Source organism: Pontibacter diazotrophicus, from assembly GCF_003367245.1.
GTDB classification, from domain to species: Bacteria; Bacteroidota; Bacteroidia; order Cytophagales; family Hymenobacteraceae; genus Pontibacter; species Pontibacter diazotrophicus.
On record NZ_QRGR01000003.1, the window covers coordinates 278,244 to 297,181 of the forward strand.

At 47.6% G+C, this 18,938-nt stretch carries 13 protein-coding genes; 7 read left to right on the plus strand and 6 right to left on the minus strand.

All coding sequences use genetic code 11. From position 1 onward, the window contains the following. Position 1: 1 nt before the first annotated feature. From DXT99_RS03260 to DXT99_RS03275, 4 genes are all read right to left on the minus strand, one after another. Positions 2 to 1,150: a galactokinase gene (locus tag DXT99_RS03260; RefSeq protein WP_115564086.1), complete on the minus strand. Its 1,149-nt coding sequence runs from the start codon at positions 1,148 to 1,150 to the stop codon at positions 2 to 4. Between the two features lie 247 nt (positions 1,151 to 1,397). Then, on the minus strand, positions 1,398 to 3,008 hold the full coding sequence (locus DXT99_RS03265) for an alpha-amylase family glycosyl hydrolase (protein WP_115564087.1): 1,611 nt from the start codon (positions 3,006 to 3,008) through the stop codon (positions 1,398 to 1,400). 135 nt (positions 3,009 to 3,143) lie between these two features. Then, positions 3,144 to 5,711 carry a cellulase family glycosylhydrolase gene (locus DXT99_RS03270; protein WP_246000425.1) on the minus strand — a complete coding sequence of 856 codons (2,568 nt, stop codon included), beginning with the start codon at positions 5,709 to 5,711 and terminating at the stop codon, positions 3,144 to 3,146. Positions 5,712 to 5,897: 186 nt separating this feature from the next. Continuing rightward, positions 5,898 to 8,726: a DUF4961 domain-containing protein gene (locus tag DXT99_RS03275; protein WP_115564089.1), complete on the minus strand. Its 2,829-nt coding sequence runs from the start codon at positions 8,724 to 8,726 to the stop codon at positions 5,898 to 5,900. A 330-nt stretch (positions 8,727 to 9,056) separates the two neighbouring features. On the opposite strand from DXT99_RS03275, the gene DXT99_RS03280 reads away from it, so the two are divergent. Beyond that, a complete protein-coding gene (locus tag DXT99_RS03280; RefSeq protein ID WP_246000426.1) occupies positions 9,057 to 9,341 on the plus strand; it encodes a GNAT family N-acetyltransferase in 285 nt (94 codons plus the stop codon). A gap of 232 nt (positions 9,342 to 9,573) precedes the next feature. Here DXT99_RS03280 and DXT99_RS27680 read toward each other — a convergent pair whose 3' ends face one another. Beyond that, the gene (locus tag DXT99_RS27680; protein ID WP_115564090.1) at positions 9,574 to 10,380 is read right to left on the minus strand and encodes a PKD domain-containing protein; all 807 of its coding nucleotides are present in this window, start codon (positions 10,378 to 10,380) and stop codon (positions 9,574 to 9,576) included. Positions 10,381 to 10,644: 264 nt separating this feature from the next. On the opposite strand from DXT99_RS27680, the gene DXT99_RS03290 reads away from it, so the two are divergent. From DXT99_RS03290 to DXT99_RS03300, 3 genes are all read left to right on the plus strand, one after another. After that, the gene (locus DXT99_RS03290; RefSeq protein ID WP_115564091.1) at positions 10,645 to 12,306 is read left to right on the plus strand and encodes a M1 family metallopeptidase; all 1,662 of its coding nucleotides are present in this window, start codon (positions 10,645 to 10,647) and stop codon (positions 12,304 to 12,306) included. 797 nt (positions 12,307 to 13,103) lie between these two features. Further along, positions 13,104 to 13,448: an STAS domain-containing protein gene (locus DXT99_RS03295; RefSeq protein ID WP_115564092.1), complete on the plus strand. Its 345-nt coding sequence runs from the start codon at positions 13,104 to 13,106 to the stop codon at positions 13,446 to 13,448. Positions 13,449 to 13,454: 6 nt separating this feature from the next. After that, positions 13,455 to 13,829, plus strand: a complete 375-nt coding sequence (locus DXT99_RS03300; RefSeq protein WP_115564093.1) for an STAS domain-containing protein — start codon at positions 13,455 to 13,457, stop codon at positions 13,827 to 13,829. A 251-nt stretch (positions 13,830 to 14,080) separates the two neighbouring features. Here DXT99_RS03300 and DXT99_RS03305 read toward each other — a convergent pair whose 3' ends face one another. Then, positions 14,081 to 15,004 carry a mechanosensitive ion channel family protein gene (locus DXT99_RS03305; RefSeq protein WP_115564094.1) on the minus strand — a complete coding sequence of 308 codons (924 nt, stop codon included), beginning with the start codon at positions 15,002 to 15,004 and terminating at the stop codon, positions 14,081 to 14,083. Positions 15,005 to 15,214: 210 nt separating this feature from the next. On the opposite strand from DXT99_RS03305, the gene DXT99_RS27685 reads away from it, so the two are divergent. The 3 genes from DXT99_RS27685 to DXT99_RS03315 all read left to right on the plus strand — a co-directional run bounded on the left by DXT99_RS27685 (position 15,215) and on the right by DXT99_RS03315 (position 18,891). Then, positions 15,215 to 15,337 carry a hypothetical protein gene (locus DXT99_RS27685; protein WP_262511351.1) on the plus strand — a complete coding sequence of 41 codons (123 nt, stop codon included), beginning with the start codon at positions 15,215 to 15,217 and terminating at the stop codon, positions 15,335 to 15,337. A gap of 74 nt (positions 15,338 to 15,411) precedes the next feature. Next, positions 15,412 to 16,833 carry a sugar MFS transporter gene (locus DXT99_RS03310; RefSeq protein ID WP_115564095.1) on the plus strand — a complete coding sequence of 474 codons (1,422 nt, stop codon included), beginning with the start codon at positions 15,412 to 15,414 and terminating at the stop codon, positions 16,831 to 16,833. 675 nt (positions 16,834 to 17,508) lie between these two features. Continuing rightward, positions 17,509 to 18,891 carry a S8 family peptidase gene (locus tag DXT99_RS03315; protein WP_246000427.1) on the plus strand — a complete coding sequence of 461 codons (1,383 nt, stop codon included), beginning with the start codon at positions 17,509 to 17,511 and terminating at the stop codon, positions 18,889 to 18,891. Positions 18,892 to 18,938: the final 47 nt, after the last annotated feature.

The window sequence follows — 18,938 nt, forward strand, 5'->3', positions numbered from 1 at the left end:
TTTACTTCGCACTGCTGCTACCGTCCACAATCTCTGCTATATACGTTTTAAGCTGCACGTTGAACTGCTGCTGGTAGGCTTTCTCCATCTGCTGCACAGAATCCGTCAGGGCACCTACTTTTACAAGGTTAATGGTGCAGCCCCCGAAGCCGCCGCCCATCATACGGGCACCCAACACATCAGCAGATTGCCTTGCCTGGTTCACCAGGAAGTCAAGTTCCGGGCAGCTTACCTCATAATCGTGCTGCAGCCCGGCATGCGAAGCGTACATTCTATCTCCGAAAGACTTCATATCGCCCTTTTCCAGGTCGGCGCAGGCTGCCTCTACCCTGTTGTTTTCACTTACAATGTAAGTGCAACGCTTGTATACCACCGGGTTAAACTCCTGCTGGTGCTGCGCCAGCATGTCCAGCTTCGCATCGCGCAGGCTTTGCACCTCCGGGTAGTACTGCTGCAGTATAGCAACACCCGCCTCGCACTCTTTCCTGCGCGTGTTATACTCGGAAGAAGCCAGCGAATGCTTCACCTGCGTGTCGCAAAGCACGATGCGGTAATCCTGCATGTCGAGGTTATAGAACTCGTACTCCAGCGAACGACAGTCGAGCTTGATGGCATGGTTATTTTTGCCGAACATGCTGGCGAACTGGTCCATGATGCCGCACATGACACCCGCATACTCGTGCTCCGCCTTCTGCGCCATCTTTACGAGGGTGAACTTATCAATGCCAAAGCCAAAGACTTCGTTTAAGCCAAAGGCTATACCGCACTCTACAGCAGCCGAAGAAGAAAGTCCAGCCCCGATGGGTACGTTACCGCCAAACACCAGGTCGAAACCCTTTACCTCATAGTTTGCCTTCTGCAACTGGGCAATTACACCCAGCAGGTAATTGGCCCAACTGATGTCAGAAGGCTGCACATTAGCCAGATTAAACTCAGCACTCTCGCCTAAATTGAAGGAGTGTACCCGGAAGGTATCCGTATCATTCGGCGCCAGAGCAAAGAAAATTTCTTTATTAATAGCCGCTGGCAGCACAAAGCCATTGTTATAGTCGGTGTGCTCGCCAATAAGGTTCACCCGCCCCGGCGATCGGAAAACAGTTGGATCCTGGTTATATAGCTCTTTGAACTTTTGCGTAATCTCGTTTAACATTTTCCTGTTGCTTTACTCCAGGGCTTAAATAGCCCGGGTTCTTTATTTTGAATATCTGATAAAGCTAATAAAAATACTGTATTAGGGCTTACGAAAATAAGGCGGATTGATCTTCATCTCCCATAATAAAGAGCTGCCTTCAATCCCTGTCAGCCTGGAAGGATCTTGTAAGCTATCCTCAGATAATTCGCAGGACTCTTCCAGCATGACAGAGTTGAGAAGCTGATTTTATTTGACGAAGCAGATGCTACTCTTCTAAAACCACGGTACTGTAAGGCGCCAACCTCAGCATGTTAGTTTCTCTTGTTTGGGCTTTGTTTTGAAAGCGTACATCGTCATAAGCTGTCAGGTTATCAGGCAGGTTAACAGTTACCTCCTGGCCAGAAAGGTTATGCAGCACCAGCAGCGACTCGTCTTCATACTGTCTTATAAAAGCACTTACTTCCTGCGTCCCCAGATTCAGCGGCTCCAGTTCCCCATAGGTCAGGGCTTTGCTGTTGTTTCTGAGTTCGATGAAGGTTTTGTAGTGGTTTAAGATAGAGTTCTCGTTTTCCATTTGTATGGCAGCCGGGGTAACCGTTTGCTCTGTGCTGTATTGCGGTACCACCCAGGTGGCACGGCAATCGTCGGCTTCTTTGTTATCCCAGATAAAAGGTTCCCGGATTAGCTCGTCAGGTTTTTTGCCTCTCATACCTATTTCTTCTCCATAGTACATGTATGGAGAGCCTGGTAGTGTGAACAGAAGCGCTGCAGCCATTTTAGCTTTGTTGACATCCCCGTTCACTTCGCTCATGATACGGTTCTGGTCATGGTTCGTCAGGAAAGTGGCATCCACAAAATCAGGATTAACCGTTTTGTAAAAGTCCCTTATCTTTTTGTGGTTCTCGACAAGCACGCCCGCATCTTCTTTGTTCACAGCCTCGGTGATGGCGTAGCCCATATCAAAGTTGAACAAGGCTGGCAGTCCTTTCATGTAAGGGGCCACCACGTCAGCCTCTGCCCATACCTCCCCAACCAGGTACACGTCTTCTTTTGCTTTCCGCATTTCGTTCCGGAAATCCACCCAGAACTGGTGGTTGTCTTCGGGTCTGTCGTCCGGGAAAATATGACGGGCCGCATCCAAACGGAAGCCATCTACTCCCACCTCAGAAAGCCAGAACCGGCCAATTTTATATACTTCTTCGCGCAGCTCGGGGCTATCAAAATTCAGATCGGGCATGCCCCCATAGAAATAGCCGTAGTAAAGGGAGTCGCTGCCAGGCACCTGATGCCACCGATTCACATTATCAGAATCTCCGGCCAGAATCTTGCCTTCTTTCTGTGTCTGCGGGTCATCTTTATGCGCCCACACATAATAGTCTCTGTAAGGGCTATCCGGATTCCGCACGGCTTCCTGAAACCAGGGGTGATCGCTGCCGGAGTGGTTCACCACCAGGTCCATCACCACATGAATGCCCCGCTCGTGTGCCTCCTCCAGAAACTGCTTAAAATCCTCCAGTGTACCGTAGTCTGGGTGGATGTCGTAATAATCGGTTACGTTGTACTTATGGTAAGAAGGAGACGGGTTTATGGGCATCAGCCAGATACCCTCCACGCCCAGGTCCTGGAGGTAGTCCAGCTTGGAGGTCATGCCCTTGATGTCTCCTATACCATCATCATTCGAGTCGCAGAAGGATTGCACGAAGATCTCATAGGTTACCCCTCTCGGCCACTTGCTAGCTTTTTCCTGTTCGGCTACCTGGGTTTGCTGCGCAGTGGCAACCGCTTCTGCCTGGTTTGTTTTCTCAGCAGTACTACAAGCTGTGCCAAAGGCAATAGAAGCCGCCAGCGCAAAATGTAAAAATTTAGTTTTTCTCATCGTGTTTCTATCTGATTAAGATTAGAGTATCATACATCGTTATATGGCTATTTTTAAGCTACAGTCTACTCTACTGCTCAAGTATAAATTGTGGTGGTGTACTTTATAGCCAGCTACTAATGGCAGCTTTCTTGTTTACTGCCCTGACTTTTCGAGCCACACGCCTTCCACCTCAAAACTAAATGGTTTTCCTTTTTCTGCCGGAGACAAGCCCTCCCCAACTGTAATTTCAAATTTCTCTGCCTGGTTCAGGTTAAAAGGCTCCACTTTGCCTGGTTTAAACCAGAACGGGTGAAAACCAGGGTATGGCCTCGGCAACAACATAAAGGAGGACGACTGTAGGGTATTCAGCGGCACCTCAATTTCTCTGAAGGTATTGTCTAAGGTAATATTAGCAGCATACGCCGAAGCATCATCTGTGATAAGTGAAACTTTTGCCTGCACCGGCTCCGGATTTGTGGTGCGGGCTCTGATCACCAGTCTATCAAACGTGGGTAGCTCCCCCTGTCGGCCTTTTACTTTATCACCAAAGTAGAACTGCATGCCCATCACACCTTCGCCTGTAAGTTCTTTAGCCGCTAAACGCAGGATCAGCTGGCCCGACTCTTCTCCGGTTAAATACTGCCGTTCGTCCGGGCGCCATAGGTTAGGGTATACAAAAATGTTCTGGTCCTGCGTCGGGTTAAACAGCTCCAGCGCCCCGTTTTCGGATGCCACATAGGTTTGCCAGGTGTCGTCCTCCACATAGTCCCATGCCCACGGATTTCCTTTGTGGCCTCTCGGGAAAGTAACGAACCCGCCCTCCTTCGTCTCCACTATAATGCGGTACCGGATCAGTCCTGGCGTAGCCATGTCTGCAGGTAAGTTAGCCTGATAGGTATAGGGCATTGCCTGCTGCATCGGCACTGTTTTCCAGGCACCTGATAAACTGTTTGCAGCAAGGCTAACTTTCGCAGCCGTATCAATGCCAACTATTTTTGCCTCGATGGTAAAAGGATTACCGGCAGACACCTCACTTTTAGGCTCATGCGACACATACACCTCATTCGTAAGTGGCAAAGGCGCAAGGAATTCATTCAGGCCAATAGCCCCCAAGGCACCGTGCTTTACATTCCGGACGCTTTTCCCGCGTCTGGTCAACAGGTACGTTCCGGGCCGGATCTGAAAGCTGCTGTTGTTTGCGGTAGTGGTATAGGTGTTTCCTGGGTTCTGCCCTTTAATGCTGAAGTCAGCACCCAAATCGGGCAGGCTGATTTCCATGGGGTGTTCCTGCCACTGGATACGGGTGACGATTTTTTGTGGAGATGCTTTTGCAAACGGATCGCGCACATGAATGGCATCCGGCATTACCTCCAGGCGCCACACGCCATTCTCGAGCTTGTCTATGAAGTAAGCCCCTGTGCCCTTGTACTCTACCACAGGCGAGGAGCCCACTCCGGCAATTTGGGTTAGTCTGGAGACGCTGGCAGGCTTTGTGCGGGTGGTGTTGGAGTAATAGAACTTCTGCGGTGCGTTCATCTCGCTCAGGTTTTCTTTGTAGCTCACCCGGAAAACATCAAACACGGTGTCTAACGGGTAGGTACCGTAATTCTTCAGCCTCGGTAGTTTATGAAACGCTTCCGAAGCAATCATGTAGCTTACTGCCTTAGAAGGAGTGTAGGCAAGGTTGAGGTAGTGCGTCTGGTATTCGGTGTTGCCATAGGCTGTCGCCAGCGGATCATAGGCGAACTGGGTGGCCCACTGGAAACCGGCTCCACGGAAACTACGTGCCATAGCCGGGTACATGATTGGCTGCAGGATATCACCGGCATCAAACTCATACACCATACGCGCTTTGCTCGCATATTCCGGTATGGTGTCGAACGGGATCCGGTACTGGTCTACATGTGGCAGGTAATTACCTTTCAGGGTGCGGTTAGCCACAAGACCGGTCGGGTACCACTGGAAGCTCACCCCGTCAATATTTGCCTTTGCCACCGCATCGGCATAGGTAGGTGATTCGCTGATGTTATAGAAAATGGGCTTGGTCCAGCCGGTGCCGCGCACAGCAGCCGCCATCCGGTTTACAAACTCAGTTGCCCGTGCCTTCGGACCGGAGTGATGCGGCTCGTTGTTAATCTCCATGGCGATGATGTCCGGATCGTCCTGGTAAGTGAGTTTGGTATAAGGGTTGACGTGCTGGAAGAACTGCTGCAGGTATTTCTCCTGGGCCAGAAAGGCTTCCTCTTCAGTTACTGCCTGGCGCTTGTTATAAATACTGGAGAATCCCGCTGTCTTCACGTCCGGTTCCGGATAGCCGGAGCCCCAGTAAGCGATGGGCGTCACCAGGATTTTGATGTTGCGCTCCTTCAGTTTGGCGATTAGGTAATCGAACAGCCGCAGGTGCTCATTCTCCAGCAGGTTTCCCACCGAATCCGTAATCTCTGTGTCCCATACATGCACCCGGAAAGCATCCAGCCCCATGCGTGCGAAGTGGTACACGTCCTGGTCAATTGCTTTCTCCAGGTCAGCATTCAGGGCTTTGTGTGATCGGTAGCCGTAAGCGAAAGGCACTGTGTAATTAACACCAAAAAAGTTAGCTTCTTTGTTTCCTTTCTGCCAGCGCAACACACCTTGCTTGTCTACATATACGCCCTCCCTGTTCTGGCTGAAAGTTTCTGTGTTAGCCGTTAGCAGCAGCGTAAAAAGCAAAAGGAGTTTCATGCTGCACCAATGTGTTTTTTTCATCATTTTAATTTATCCATTCATTTGCCAATAGAAAGAAGAACCCACCCCTGCCCCTCCGAGGAGGGGATTGAGTTTATTTTTGCAGAAATTCCCCTCCTCGGAGGGGCAGGGGTGGGTACAAGAACTTTCCTTATTTAAAACTGATTCTAAAGCAAAAGCAGGCTACTGTCTGAGTTTGACGAGCTTTCTGGTGCTTTTCTGCCCACCTTGCTCTACCTGCAAGTAATATAGGCCCCCTGCTAAATTCTGAAGGTTTAGTTCCTGCTGCAGTGTTTGCTGCCCCTTCTGCGCCTTAACCGTTCTAAGTATGCGCCCCGTCACGTCCACTACCTGCAGCGATACAGCACCACGGTAGCTGTTGTTCAGCTCAATAACCGTAGCGGCCTCAATGGGATTTGGATATACCACCAGCGAGCGGGCATCGGCTAACTGTTCCTCGGCATCCAGCACCACCTGCTGCCATGGCAGCAGATTTGCCGGCGGAGCAGGCAAGGGCTCCGTTGTGAGTAGCCTGAACTCCCCTGGCTGCAGCGCAATGGTTTCAGCGGTGTTCGTCACATTTACCTCCTCTCCGGTAAAGTAGTCGTACCAGGTGCCGGCAGACGGGAAGTTTGCCACAGGTGCCAGCGGCTGAACGTCAAAGTTGCCAATCAGGAAAACCGTCATATCCTCGCCATCTAGGGTGATGCGCTTGACCATATCGTCTAAATCCAGGGTAAAGTCATCGGTTGCAAAGGCAGGCACTGTTGTTTTCAGCTTAATAAGTTCTGCGTACACGTTGAACAGTTTCTGACGCTCCGGATCATCCTGGTACTCCCAGCGGATCGGCTTCGCACCTGTTCTCCCATTCTCTTCAATAGACACGTCGTATCCTAACTCGCCAAACTGCCACATCATTTTCGGCCCTGGCACAGTAAGGCTAAAAGCCGCCGCTAGTTTGGCACGGTTCAGTGCAGTAGTGAGGTTTCGAATATTATAACTGCCGGCAGAGCGGCCGTTTTGCAGTAAATCATACATCAGCCGCTCTTCGTCATGGCTTTCAATATAACCCACCACGTGCGGCACCTCCCAGCCCCGTTCCTGGTAAGATATCCACTCCAGGTTTGCATTGTTTCCCTTGGCAGCCTCACGGTAGTCGTGGTTCAGGTTTCCCCAGAAAAGCATGCCGTACGCTGCCAGCTCTTTTTCCTCCTGATTTACAGCAAAATGCTCCAGAATGACATAGGCAGACTGGTTCACCCCCCGGATGTGGTCGTAAATATCCTTCCAAATGGCCACCCGGCTGGCATCGTAGGCGCTCCAGGCATCCACGTTGTTTCCGGTGTTGTTCTGGGTGAAGCCCTTTGATAAGTCGAAACGGTAGCCATCGATTTTATACTCCTCAAGCCAATAGCGGGTAACACGCTCCACAAACTCCTGCGTCGCCTCACTTTCATGGTTGAAATCGAAGAACACGCTGAAGGGGTGTGTTGCCTCCTGGTTAAAGAAAGGATTGTTGGCGGCCGGTCTGTTTTGAGCTTCATCCCAATACAGGCGCACATAAGGGTTTTCATAATCTGCCTGGTTTAACACAATGTCCAGGATAACGGCAATGCCGGCTTTGTGGCACTCGTCGATAAAGGCCTTCAGGTCTTCCTCTGTGCCATAGGCTTTATCCGGGGCAAAAAAGAAGGTGGGATTGTAGCCCCAGGAGTCGTTGCCGCTAAACTCCATGACAGGCATCAGCTCAATCGCATTAATATTCAGGCTTTTCAGGTATGAGAGCGTATCGGCAAGGGTTTTATAGTTGCGGGTGGCGACAAAATCACGCACCAGCATTTCGTATATCACCAGGCGCTCCACATCCGGGCGCTCAAAATTCTCTACCTGCCAGTTATACTCCTGCTGGTTTGTCTGCAGTACCGAAACGATTCCCTCGGCGCGGGTCGGGTGCGGCTTCAGATCAGGATAGTTGGCATCGGTGAGGTATGGGTCATGGATGGGGTCCAGTATCTTTTCTGCATACGGATCGGCCACCGCTATCTCACCATCTACCAGGTACTGGAAAGCGACTTCTTCACCAGCTGGCAGATCTGTCAAATGGAGCCAGTACTGGTCTCCATCTGGCGTTCTGTTCATGAGGTAGTCTTCTGAAGGCAGCCAGTTGTTAAACTCCCCTATCACATATACAAACTCCTTTTCAGGGGCAAACAGCGTTAGCACCACTTCCTCTGCATTGATATAGGTAATACCGTCCTGCACGCCCGCCGGAAGCGCCGCCACTACCGGAGCAGGCTCCACGATAAAGTAAAAGGTATCACTGGCTGTTTCCGTGGCGGTTGCAGCTTCCAAAACAACCCTGCGGCGTTTGCCTGCCTGTGTACCGGTGTTGAGGGTATAGCTTAATTGCTCCTCGTTTGTAGCCGTAGCCACTATGGTGTTGTCGAGTTTCAGCGTGAGGTTTGCCTGTGCGGATGCGGCAGCCTGTACTGGAATGGCTGTGCTGGCCTGTGTGAAGAGAAGCTCCTGCGTTGGGGCGATGAAGGCTGCTGTCAGCTCGGCAGGATAGATGGTTACGTACAGGTCTTCTGTCTGTGCGGTACCGTTTCCATTCTTCAGTAGCAGCCCTAACCGGCGAATCGTCACATCGTCGGGCACGTTAAAGTACTCACGGGGTACCATTGTTATTTGCCAGCGGTCATCGCCCAGGTAAGTCATTCTGCCCGGTTCAAAAGGCTGCTCCCAGTTTGTCTGGCCAGTAGGCACATATTCAAAGGCATTGCCTGTTTCTGTGGTTCCTGCCCCGGCCCAAAGGTAAATGTCGCTGGTTTTACCTAACAATCCCGCTGCCCGCGCATCTGACGCTTCGGAGACATCGAAGGTCAGTGTTACCTCCTCATTTGCCGTCGGAAAAGTGGGGGACGTGGTAACCACCTGCCCTGCAGCCTGCAGGCAGAAGCAGAAAAACAAAAGCAGAAAGGTAAAGTTTCTTCTGGTCGTAAAAAGGTGCATAGGCTTGTAAGTAAGAAAAGCTACATTAAAATTCAGTTTAAGAACAGGCTCTTTTCAACCTCTCTGTCCGGCCTCTGCTACACAAACGCAACCGGATTACCTGCAGAAAAGTCATCAAAAAACATTATTCTATTAAATGGAATAGCCTGCTGTAGCTTATAATATCCCTCTAGCTCCAATTTTTTTATTGATAAGCGAAGAACTGGCTGATTTAGTAGCTGAAATCTACGAAGTGCCATGCATAAGCGGGGAATGGATACCTCGACAGCGGAAAAAAAAACGCCACACTGCCAGCCCCGTATAAACGGGATATTTAAACCTGAAGAAACAATGGAATTGAATATCATTCACGACGAGGAAGATCTGCGCTTTTACGCAGTCATTGAAGGAGACGAAGCAGAACTCACCTATACCTACCCTGAAAGCGGTGTTATGGACTTTGACCACACCTTTGTGCCGGAAGGCAGCCGGGGCAAGGGCCATGCAGATAAACTTGTGCAATCGGGGCTGGATTATGCCCGTTCGCAGAATTACCAGGTAATTCCTTCCTGCCCGGTGGTTGGCGCATACATCAAGCGCCACCCGGATTACAGGGATTTAGTGCAACCGGAATAAATAAGGCAAAATGCATCATCCCGAACATCCTAGCCTGTCATAAGTTAGGAAGTTCGGGATGACTTATGTTCAGCAGGAGTGTTTTGTAATGCTTTAAGTTTGATGCACAACCATTATAAACCCTGACAAATCTGCTTTTCTACTAGCCTTGTCAGGATAAGTATACGAAGGAGAAAAAGGGGAAGCCTAAATCAGTTATTCTCTATTATACCATTAAAAGATCTTGCTGTGGCTACTCATATTCGCACACTAATCTGATTCTGCTTAATTGGCTAAAGTCAACAATATAGATGTTCTGCTCAATGTCTTCTTTTTCAATTCTTATTGCGTTTCCGCCGCCCCCATTATGATATAGACTGAACGTATCTCCAGCTTTATCTTTTGCCATCAGGCTATACAAGTACACCTGATTTAGATTCTCTGGAATAGCGTAATAGCCATAATTGGAGTTTCTGATTTTCCCTATGATGATTTTTTCTTCAACAGGAATCTCTATCGGATCATAAGTAAGTTGGTTGACATCTTTTATGACAGGAGAAGTATAAATGACAGGACAAGAAGGATAGATCCCCAATGGTTCCATCTCTGCGTTTGTATATTGTTGAATTTGAAAAAACACATCTGCCTGTGAAGTAGTTGGCCACCTGAAGGATAACCCCTCCTGCTTGTGTGTGATCCATTGAATTTGTTCAATGATGATCTTTTTCAGGACCCTGTCCAAAACGACCACCTGTTTTCTTGACTCAGATTTGACACCATCAATACTAGTGACCGTTAGCTTTACTTCATAAGTGCCGGATTTTGGATAAAATAAAACCACATCTTTTTCTTCTGAAGTTCTACCATCCCCGAAGTCCCATAAATACGATTGGCCATTTTGAGAATGGTTGATCAGCATACGCTCATCATTTGTTCCCACTTTTAATGTTGAATTACTCTCACCGTCGTAAGTAAAAGAAGCGGTGGGGAGAACTTCTTTTTTATCACAGCCGAAACTCAACAGTGACAGGCACAAAATGAAGTATAGATATTTTCTCATGTTAGAGCTATTTGAATGTTACAACCCATAATGTGCAATTGATGAAATCTGAAAATGCCTTGTCAACCTTTAATGATTGAATGTAGTTAAAATATTCATATTATAATTTTAGATAATATATTTTTTTTTCTTCCGTTCAAAGATTCAAATGCTCTCCTGCGACAGCCACATTTGGCATAAACCTTGCAAAATCTTACATTAGCTTCTATTCACCCTGCCACAGGAGAACCTTTATTCGGCCTTACCGGCTGCACATTTTATCTAATGAAGAAAAACTCAGCAACAACTACACTCACCCGCCTGCTATTGGGAGTAGGCTTATGCTTTGGCGCTGTACAGGTACAGGCACAGTCTCCGGAATTCACACGCCAGGACACACTGCGTGGAAGCATTACGCCTGAGCGCGCCTGGTGGGACCTGACTTACTATCATCTGGACATTGAGGTAAACCCTGCTGACAGCACCATCCGGGGCGTGAACACGATACAGTACAAAGTAGTGGAGCCACATCAGCGGATGCAAATAGACCTGCAGCCTCCTATGCGCATACAGAAGGTAGTACAGAACGGGAAAGAACTGCAGTTGGAGCGGGATGGCAACGCCTGGTTCGTACAACTGGTAGAACAGCAGGAGCCCGGCAGCGTGAACAGTGTGGATGTGCACTATGGAGGAAAGCCCCAGGTAAGCGAAAACCCGCCGTGGAGTGGCGGCCTCACCTGGCGGTATGACTCGAACGGGAGACCTTTTGTGGCAAACTCTAACCAAGGCGACGGAGCTAGCCTGTGGTGGCCTGTAAAGGACCATATGTATGATGAGCCCGACAGCATGCTGATTAGCGTAAAAGTGCCCAAAGGCCTGACAGACGTATCAAATGGGCGCCTACGCAAAGTAGAACAGCATTCTGATGGCACCAGCACCTTTCACTGGTTTGTGAGCAACCCCATCAACAACTATGGCGTGAATGTGAACATTGCTGATTACGTTCACTTTTCAGAGAAGTACCAGGGCGAAAAAGGGGAGCTAGACCTCGATTACTATGTACTGCGCGGCAACCTTAAAAAAGCAAAAGCACAGTTCAAAGACGTGCCGCGTATGCTGGAAGCCTTTGAGCACTGGTTTGGCCCCTACCCTTTTTATGAAGACAGCTATAAGTTGGTAGAAGCTCCTTACCTCGGCATGGAGCACCAGAGTTCTATCACGTATGGCAACAATTACCAGAACGGTTACCTGGGCCGCGACTTGAGCGGCACCGGATGGGGTAAAAAGTTTGATTATATCATCATACACGAGTCCGGGCATGAGTGGTTCGCCAACAACATTACGTACCAGGATTACGCCGATATGTGGATACACGAAAGCTTTACCACCTATTCAGAAAACCTTTTCCTGGACTATCACTACGGTAAAGAAGCTGCCGCTGCATACGTCATCGGGCAGCGCGATCTTATTCAGAATGACCGCCCCATTATAGGAACGTACGGTGTGAACCAGACGGGTTCCGGAGATATGTACCCGAAGGGAGCTAACATGCTGCACACCCTGCGCCAGATCGTGAACGATGACGAAAAATGGCGGGGCATTCTACGCGGACTCAACAAGGAATTTTACCACCAAACAGTCACCACTGCCCAGGTAGAGAATTACCTGAGTGAGCAGACGGGCCGGGACCTTCGTCCATTCTTTGACCAATATCTCCGCGATGTGCGCGTTCCTGAATTTCAGTACCGCATGGAAGGGAACAGGCTGATGTACCGCTGGAACAATAGTGTAGCGGATTTTAATATGCCTGTGAAGGTGCATGTAAACGGAAAAGCGCAATGGCTGGAGCCGACTACCAGTTGGCAGGAACTGGAAGGCGCGCCTAAAAAAACTAAACTGGAGGTAGACCGAAACTTTTATGTAAGGGCGGCAAAAGCGACCTCTTAACAAGGCATGTAAAAAAGCAAAGGCTAAAGGAAGCCACCCTCAGCACCCAAACGGGTATGGCAAACCTTTAGCCTTGCATTTCAATTTAACAGGTTTTCGACAGTTAACAGGGTTCTTTCAGCTGTTCTTCTGTTTTGCTTTAACCTTTGTTTAGTAGTACGCCCTTTCTGCCATTAAAGTGTGCCCCTCCCGAACGATTGCGTGTTTATCCGGGCATTTTACTCTAAAATACGGAGCCTGGCAGACTTACTTATATGCTCCTGTATTATATACCTGTAAACCACTCCTGCTCCTGTTAAGCGTTTACAAATCTACAAAAGCTCTTCCTCCACTGCTCCTGATGCGGTGCACCTTTGCATCAGCATTAATACTTATTTAGCTGTATCTAACTGGTATTTAAGGTGTATTAACACCCAATTTCACCTAAAAAAGCAGCTACAAAGTTTAGCGTTCGTAAATTCAGGTGTTGGTCGCAAACAATAGATAGAGTGGATTTGGTTGGTTATCCTCCTCTTTAGGAGTTAAGTGCTTTTGTTTGCTACCAGTTATTTATTTGTTTAATGTTGATGGAGGGGTGCTGAAGATGGGTGCCTGAGGCACCCCTACCATTCACTTATAGCAAAATAGCAGAATTCCGGCCAGAGGATATAGCTGATTAACCTACTTAAACAGCGATTTTTACTGCTTTCTATTTTTCTCCCCAATACCGTTAGAAGTGCTGCTGTATTCAATTAAGCAGATCAGCGGTTTTTATTTAACTGAAATCTATTTTCACCATTAAAGCAAAGGGCTACACCATGGCAGTAATAGTGCAGCAGGTGCAGGATTGTCATTTCATAACAGCAATCGGTTGTTTCAATGGTGATGACTGTCGCCAACTTAGGCAGGTGATTGCAGATGCAAAGGACCAGCACATCCGGCATGTGCTGGTAGATTGCGAACGCATTACATCTGTTACAACGGAAGCTTTGCGCATAGTGCTTTCCCAAACCACACACGCAGAGGCAACCGGAATAAATCTATTATTTTATCACGTTAATACAAAAACACAGGAAATTATAGACAAAACTGGATTGGATTCCGTATTACATATTGTTCTGAGCTTAAAAGAAGCTTATCAATACTGTAAACAACATACATAGTCTTCTATGAACAATTCCAAGCACCATTTTACTACTGATTTTATGCCTGTTGAGAATGGCATTATCTTAAGTATAAAAGGTGAACTCGATGCCAGTTCGTCTCTCATGGCAATCAATATTATGGAAAGCATGGTTTTATCCGGTGCGGGAAATTTAATTTTAGACTGCAGCCAGCTCTCCTATATTTCTTCGGCGGGTATAGGTGTCATTCTTTCTGTATACCACCTCTCTCTTGAAAAGCACACCTTGCTGACATTGTTCGGCTTACAGCCCCAGGTAAAAGAACTTTTTGAGGCATTGGGCATCGACAACCTGTTACGTATTACTCTTACAAAAGAGGCTGCCATGCTACCTTCGGCAGTGGCTTCCAGGCTTGCTTAATTCCATACCCTATTACATCCATTTTAGTCCGGATTATCCACAGCATTAACAACCTTGCCGAGAGGAATCAGCTTTGGTATTGTATTGATGTAAGGGTGTGTACGAGCCCTTGTTCAGGTAACTATGTCAACAATTTTTAGAACATTATATTTCCACTACCTATTTATAGTATAGAGATACTGAACTTAGCTTTTTCATGCCCATGCCCCATTTATCCTCCTGAAACCAGATAAAGTGTTCGACGGGGAAACTTATATAGCCTCCGAAGGCGGCTCTGCGCCCTGTCCCGCTGGGCCCTGATAAAAGCGGGTAGTCGGGTAAGCGAACTGTATATCCGGGGCGGCCAGGAACTGTGTCAGCACCTCTTCCCAGATGAGGTGAGAACTTTGGCGGCGGCGCATGATGCCACACAGGTAACGCATCGTCAGTTGAATGCCATTTTCACGAACAGTCGTAAAAAGCTTCGGCTGCAGGTCCTCGTAAAAAATGAGATGCCGCTGCGACTGCCGCTTTACCTGTTGCACTGCCGCTTCACTAAGCTGCTCCGCGTGCCTTCCAGTCACTTCCTCCAGAATACTCTTTGCCTTCTGCCAATTGCTCTCAAACGTAATGCACACCGGAATCTCGTGCCACACAAAAGGAAACCCGTAGTTGTAGTTGGCCTGCGATACCGTGAACAGTCTTGCGTTTGGCACATTGACCACCCGGCCTGTCGCCTGGTCGGCGTCTACCCAGCCTCTGATCTCGTTCAGGGTAAACTGAAACAGCTGAATATCGATGACATCTCCGATGGTGTCCCCCACCTGTACGCGATCCCCGATCCGAAAAGGACGCTTCCAGAGGATGTAAAGCCAGCCGGTCATGCTTAGCAGCGGCTCACGCAGGGCCAGCACCAGTCCCGCCGATAAAAGCCCTAAGAAAGTAGCAATAGACTCGAATCCGTTGAACCAGATGTTCGAGAGCAGCAGAATGCTTAAGCCAGTGACAGCATAGTTTGTAAACCTCCGCCACTGGTACTGTTTGCGCAAATCATTCTCGCGCCGGAAGATGGCCCACAACAGCATTCTGCTGAGCAACCACAGCACCAGTACGACTCCCACCGTATAAAAAAGGTCGTGATAAAATTCTGCTGTCAGGCCGGTATTCTCTTCAAGCCATAAGTTTATTCTACGCATGTTGCATGATTTTCCTTTTCTTACGGATATTCCGGGTTGTAATGTTCCTGCATGCCGGAGGCCTGACCGACATCAACACCTGAATATGTGCTGTAGGAGGTGAAATTTTATTCTCCGGCTTCAGGGAAAGGCGTTGGTAATTGTAAATAAATCATTCTAACTTGAACACCCGAATCTGATATTTCCTGATGCAATACCTTTATGAGAAGCATGATACCAGAGAAAGCCTTGCACCTGCTCCACCTGAATCCAGACTTTACCCGCAGCTGTTTTACCGGCTGTGATGCCACCTGCACACCGATACGGAAAAAGTACCTGCTTTACAGGGTGTAGCGTTATGAGGCATTCCCTTTAACTCAGCCGGAAATCAGAACAAACATTTTACTTTAACAGCAACATTTTACTTTATGGCCGGAATTTCACAACAAGCACAGAAAGAGTACACCGCAGCGCCATCGCGCAATTACCATGGTCCTTTGGTTATTGTGACTCTCTTGTTTTTTATGTGGGGCTTTATCACCTGTATGAACGACATCCTCATACCAAAGCTGCAGCAGGTGTTTACGCTGCAGCTCTGGCAGGCAATGCTCATACAAACAGCGTTCTTTGGGGCGTACTTCATTGTGTCGCTTTTATATTTCATTTTCTCCGTTACAAAAGGCGACCCTATCCAGCGAATTGGCTATAAGAACGGTATTATAGTGGGGCTGATAGTAGCAGCTGTAGGCTGTGCCTTGTTTTATCCGGCTGCCAGCATGTTGAGCTATGCCTTTTTCCTGCTGGCACTTTTTATACTTGCCTCTGGCATTACGATTCTGCAGATAGCTGCCAACCCTTATGTGGCCATTCTTGGCCCGCCCGAAGGTGCAGCCAGCCGCATGAATATGACACAGGCGCTGAACTCTATGGGCACTACTGTGGCTCCTATCATTGGTGGTTACCTTATTTTTGAAGGCGTAGATGCTGTACAAAACACCGGCAGTGCTGATACTGTGCAGCTTCCGTACCTCGGCCTGGCTGCCACGCTGCTTGCCATTGCCGTGCTGATAAAGGTGGCCAACCTGCCACGCGTACAGAGCGAGGAAGAAGAGCAGATGGCCCCTAACGCTGGCGCCTTAAAGTACAGGCACCTTGTGCTGGGTATTATCTGCATCTTTATGTATGTGGGTGGCGAAGTTGCCATAGGCAGTACGCTTATCAATTTTTTCAGGCTTCCTGAAATTGCCGGCTTAGAGGAAACAGCGGCGGGCCATTACCTTGCCTTTTACTGGGGTGGTGCCATGATCGGCCGCTTCTTCGGTGCTGTGGCATTGGCGCAGTTTAAAAACAACAGTTACAAGTACATGATCATGGGCCTTATCAGTGCTGTTACCTTTGTCTTGCTTTACAGCATTTACGGTATAGATGAAGCCCTCATCGCCCTGGGATTGATTGCGCTAAACTTTGTGGTGTTACTACTAGGCAGCTTTCTGCCCGGCAGAACACTCGGCTTCTTTGCAGCCACTGTTATCGTGTTGCTTCTCCTTACTAGCTTTGCTACAGGATCGGTGGCAATGTGGTCTGTTATTGCCATTGGCTTATTCAACTCCATCATGTTCCCAACCATCTTTACTCTGGCGATAGAAGGCTTAGGCGTACATACCAGCCAGGCTTCTTCACTGCTGGTGATGGCTATTGTGGGTGGTGCCATTATACCTCCGCTGCAAGGCTGGGTAGCCGACGCCTCTGGTAGCCTGCAGCTTTCCTTCCTGGTACCGCTGGCCTGCTATGCGTATATCATGTACTATGGCTTTATGGGTTCGAAAGTAAAAAAGGTAGCCGCAGCTTAATAAACAGTTTACCTGAAAAAGAAGAAGCCTGCCGGATTGTTCCGGCAGGCTTCTTCTTTTTCAGGTAAACTCAGAACCAACATAAAACACGAACAGAAACAAGAAATTAACTTTCATGGGCCTGGTGCCGAGCTAAAACAGTGCCTATACCTACACTAGACCTATCCCTGCATCAAAAAATAATTTTCATCCCGCCCATACTTCCCTGTGAAAATCCGAGACAATAGTAACATATAAGAAAAACAACAAAGAATCAGACACAACATATTGTATATCAAAGTGTTACTATCATAGTTCAGTTGATTTTAAGTGCAATTTTACACAGACACCAAAACTAAATTACATCATAAATCAACTATTGCACCTCCATTAACTAATGAATCTCATTCATTAACATTGAAATAATCATCTTTTACATTTTTAAAAAATATCATGAACTTAAGTCTAGGCTTTAACCTTTAGGAATTACTATCTTTAGTGTTATAACAAAGTACCATATACAGCAACACAATATTATTAATTACATTCTTTATTTAATTATATTTCACTTTCACCAAAAAACAAAATCATTTTATGTTAACAAATCTTACCAAAAAAATAACCTATCCAGTTCTTGCAGCAGCTTTAGCCTTTGGCTGTACTCCTGATCAAGAGCAGATTACACCCACTACAACAATGAATGCCGAAGCTACAAGTGCTTTATTGGATGGGTCAGAAAATTCTTCAGTTAGGTTCAAGTCAAATGATTACATCATTATCTCGTCTTCAAGTAGTCTTCCTGCTGACTTAGAGGGACAGATAAAGTCTCTTAATGGGAAAATTACGGGACAGATGAAAAAAGTGGGTATTGCCACTGTTTCTTCAACTGATGCTGATTTCGCGGAAAAAGCTCGCAAAATAAAAGGAGTAAGCTCTGTAATAAGAGATGTGGAGATTCAATGGTACAATCCTGAAAGCTTCAAAACAGCAGAAGTCGATGCAACAAATATTAACCCTGCAAGCACCGGCGATAGCAATCCTTTCTTTGCGTTTCAATGGGGAGCTACCGCTATTCAGGCACCAGCTGCCTGGAATACAGGTGCACGTGGCAAGGGTGTTAAAGTAGCTGTTTTAGATAGTGGGTTTCACCTGGATCACCCGGATCTGAAAGATAACATTATCTATAGCAAGTCATTTGTGCCAGGCGAAACAGTACGACCTGTAGGTACAGGTTTTAGCCATGGAACACACGTAGCAGGCACAATTGCAGCAGCTGATAATAACTTAGGAGTGATTGGTATTGCTCCAGAAGCAAGCCTTATACTACTAAAGGTGCTGGGCGACTCTGGGTCAGGTTCTTTCGGATGGATGATGGAGGGTATCATGCATGCTGTAGAGCAGGAGGCAGATGTTATCAACATGAGTTTAGGAGCTTACCTGCCACGTAACGGTAAATACCTGGATGAAAATGGCAATGTAATCAATGATACGAAGGCAACACAAGAGCTGCTTGTTGCTATTACAAGAGTAACAAATTATGCTACCCAACAAGGGGTAACTATCATATCTTCTGCTGGTAACAGCGCAATTGATGGTAATAGTGATAAGTCTGGTATCAGTATACCTGCCGGTATGCCTAACGTAATTTCTATATCCTCTACTGCGCCATCGGGTTGGGCTGCAAATCTCTTAGGTGCTGACCTTGACGGTGTGGCTTCTTATACGAACTATGGTACTCCTGATGTCACCTTTGCTGCTCCTGGTGGAGATTCCAGGTATCCTGGAAATGAAAATGGTGTGATAGCGGGTTTAGTAAGACCAGTATGGGTTTTTGATATGATATTAAGTACCGGCACAGCTACCAGCTATAATTGGGTAGCAGGTACCAGTATGGCTTCTCCGCATGCAGCGGGTGTTGCAGCACTTATCATTGGCCAGAATGGTGGAAAGATGCATCCTAAGCAAGTAGAAGCCGCTATGCGTGCTTCCGCTGATGACCTTGGCAAGACAGGCCGTGATCCTTACTATGGCTATGGCCGTGTGAATGCTTTCAAAGCTGTAACAGCCACTATACAGTAAGGAGTAGCTTAATTCTCAGAAAGCCTCAGCAGGATATCTCTTGCTGA

What these genes read in the sequence shown, in the direction of transcription:
- DXT99_RS03300 (WP_115564093.1), top strand. Translation starts at nt 13,455, where the DNA reads ATGAACAATTCCAAGCACCATTTTACTACTGATTTTATGCCTGTTGAG.
- DXT99_RS03275 (WP_115564089.1), bottom strand. Translation starts at nt 8,726, where the DNA reads ATGCACCTTTTTACGACCAGAAGAAACTTTACCTTTCTGCTTTTGTTT.
- DXT99_RS03280 (WP_246000426.1), top strand. Translation starts at nt 9,057, where the DNA reads ATGGAATTGAATATCATTCACGACGAGGAAGATCTGCGCTTTTACGCA.
- DXT99_RS03315 (WP_246000427.1), top strand. Translation starts at nt 17,509, where the DNA reads ATGAATGCCGAAGCTACAAGTGCTTTATTGGATGGGTCAGAAAATTCT.
- DXT99_RS03270 (WP_246000425.1), bottom strand. Translation starts at nt 5,711, where the DNA reads ATGAAACTCCTTTTGCTTTTTACGCTGCTGCTAACGGCTAACACAGAA.
- DXT99_RS03260 (WP_115564086.1), bottom strand. Translation starts at nt 1,150, where the DNA reads ATGTTAAACGAGATTACGCAAAAGTTCAAAGAGCTATATAACCAGGAT.
- DXT99_RS03310 (WP_115564095.1), top strand. Translation starts at nt 15,412, where the DNA reads ATGGCCGGAATTTCACAACAAGCACAGAAAGAGTACACCGCAGCGCCA.
- DXT99_RS03265 (WP_115564087.1), bottom strand. Translation starts at nt 3,008, where the DNA reads ATGAGAAAAACTAAATTTTTACATTTTGCGCTGGCGGCTTCTATTGCC.
- DXT99_RS03295 (WP_115564092.1), top strand. Translation starts at nt 13,104, where the DNA reads ATGGCAGTAATAGTGCAGCAGGTGCAGGATTGTCATTTCATAACAGCA.
- DXT99_RS03290 (WP_115564091.1), top strand. Translation starts at nt 10,645, where the DNA reads ATGAAGAAAAACTCAGCAACAACTACACTCACCCGCCTGCTATTGGGA.
- DXT99_RS27680 (WP_115564090.1), bottom strand. Translation starts at nt 10,380, where the DNA reads ATGAGAAAATATCTATACTTCATTTTGTGCCTGTCACTGTTGAGTTTC.
- DXT99_RS27685 (WP_262511351.1), top strand. Translation starts at nt 15,215, where the DNA reads ATGATACCAGAGAAAGCCTTGCACCTGCTCCACCTGAATCCAGACTTT.
- DXT99_RS03305 (WP_115564094.1), bottom strand. Translation starts at nt 15,004, where the DNA reads ATGCGTAGAATAAACTTATGGCTTGAAGAGAATACCGGCCTGACAGCA.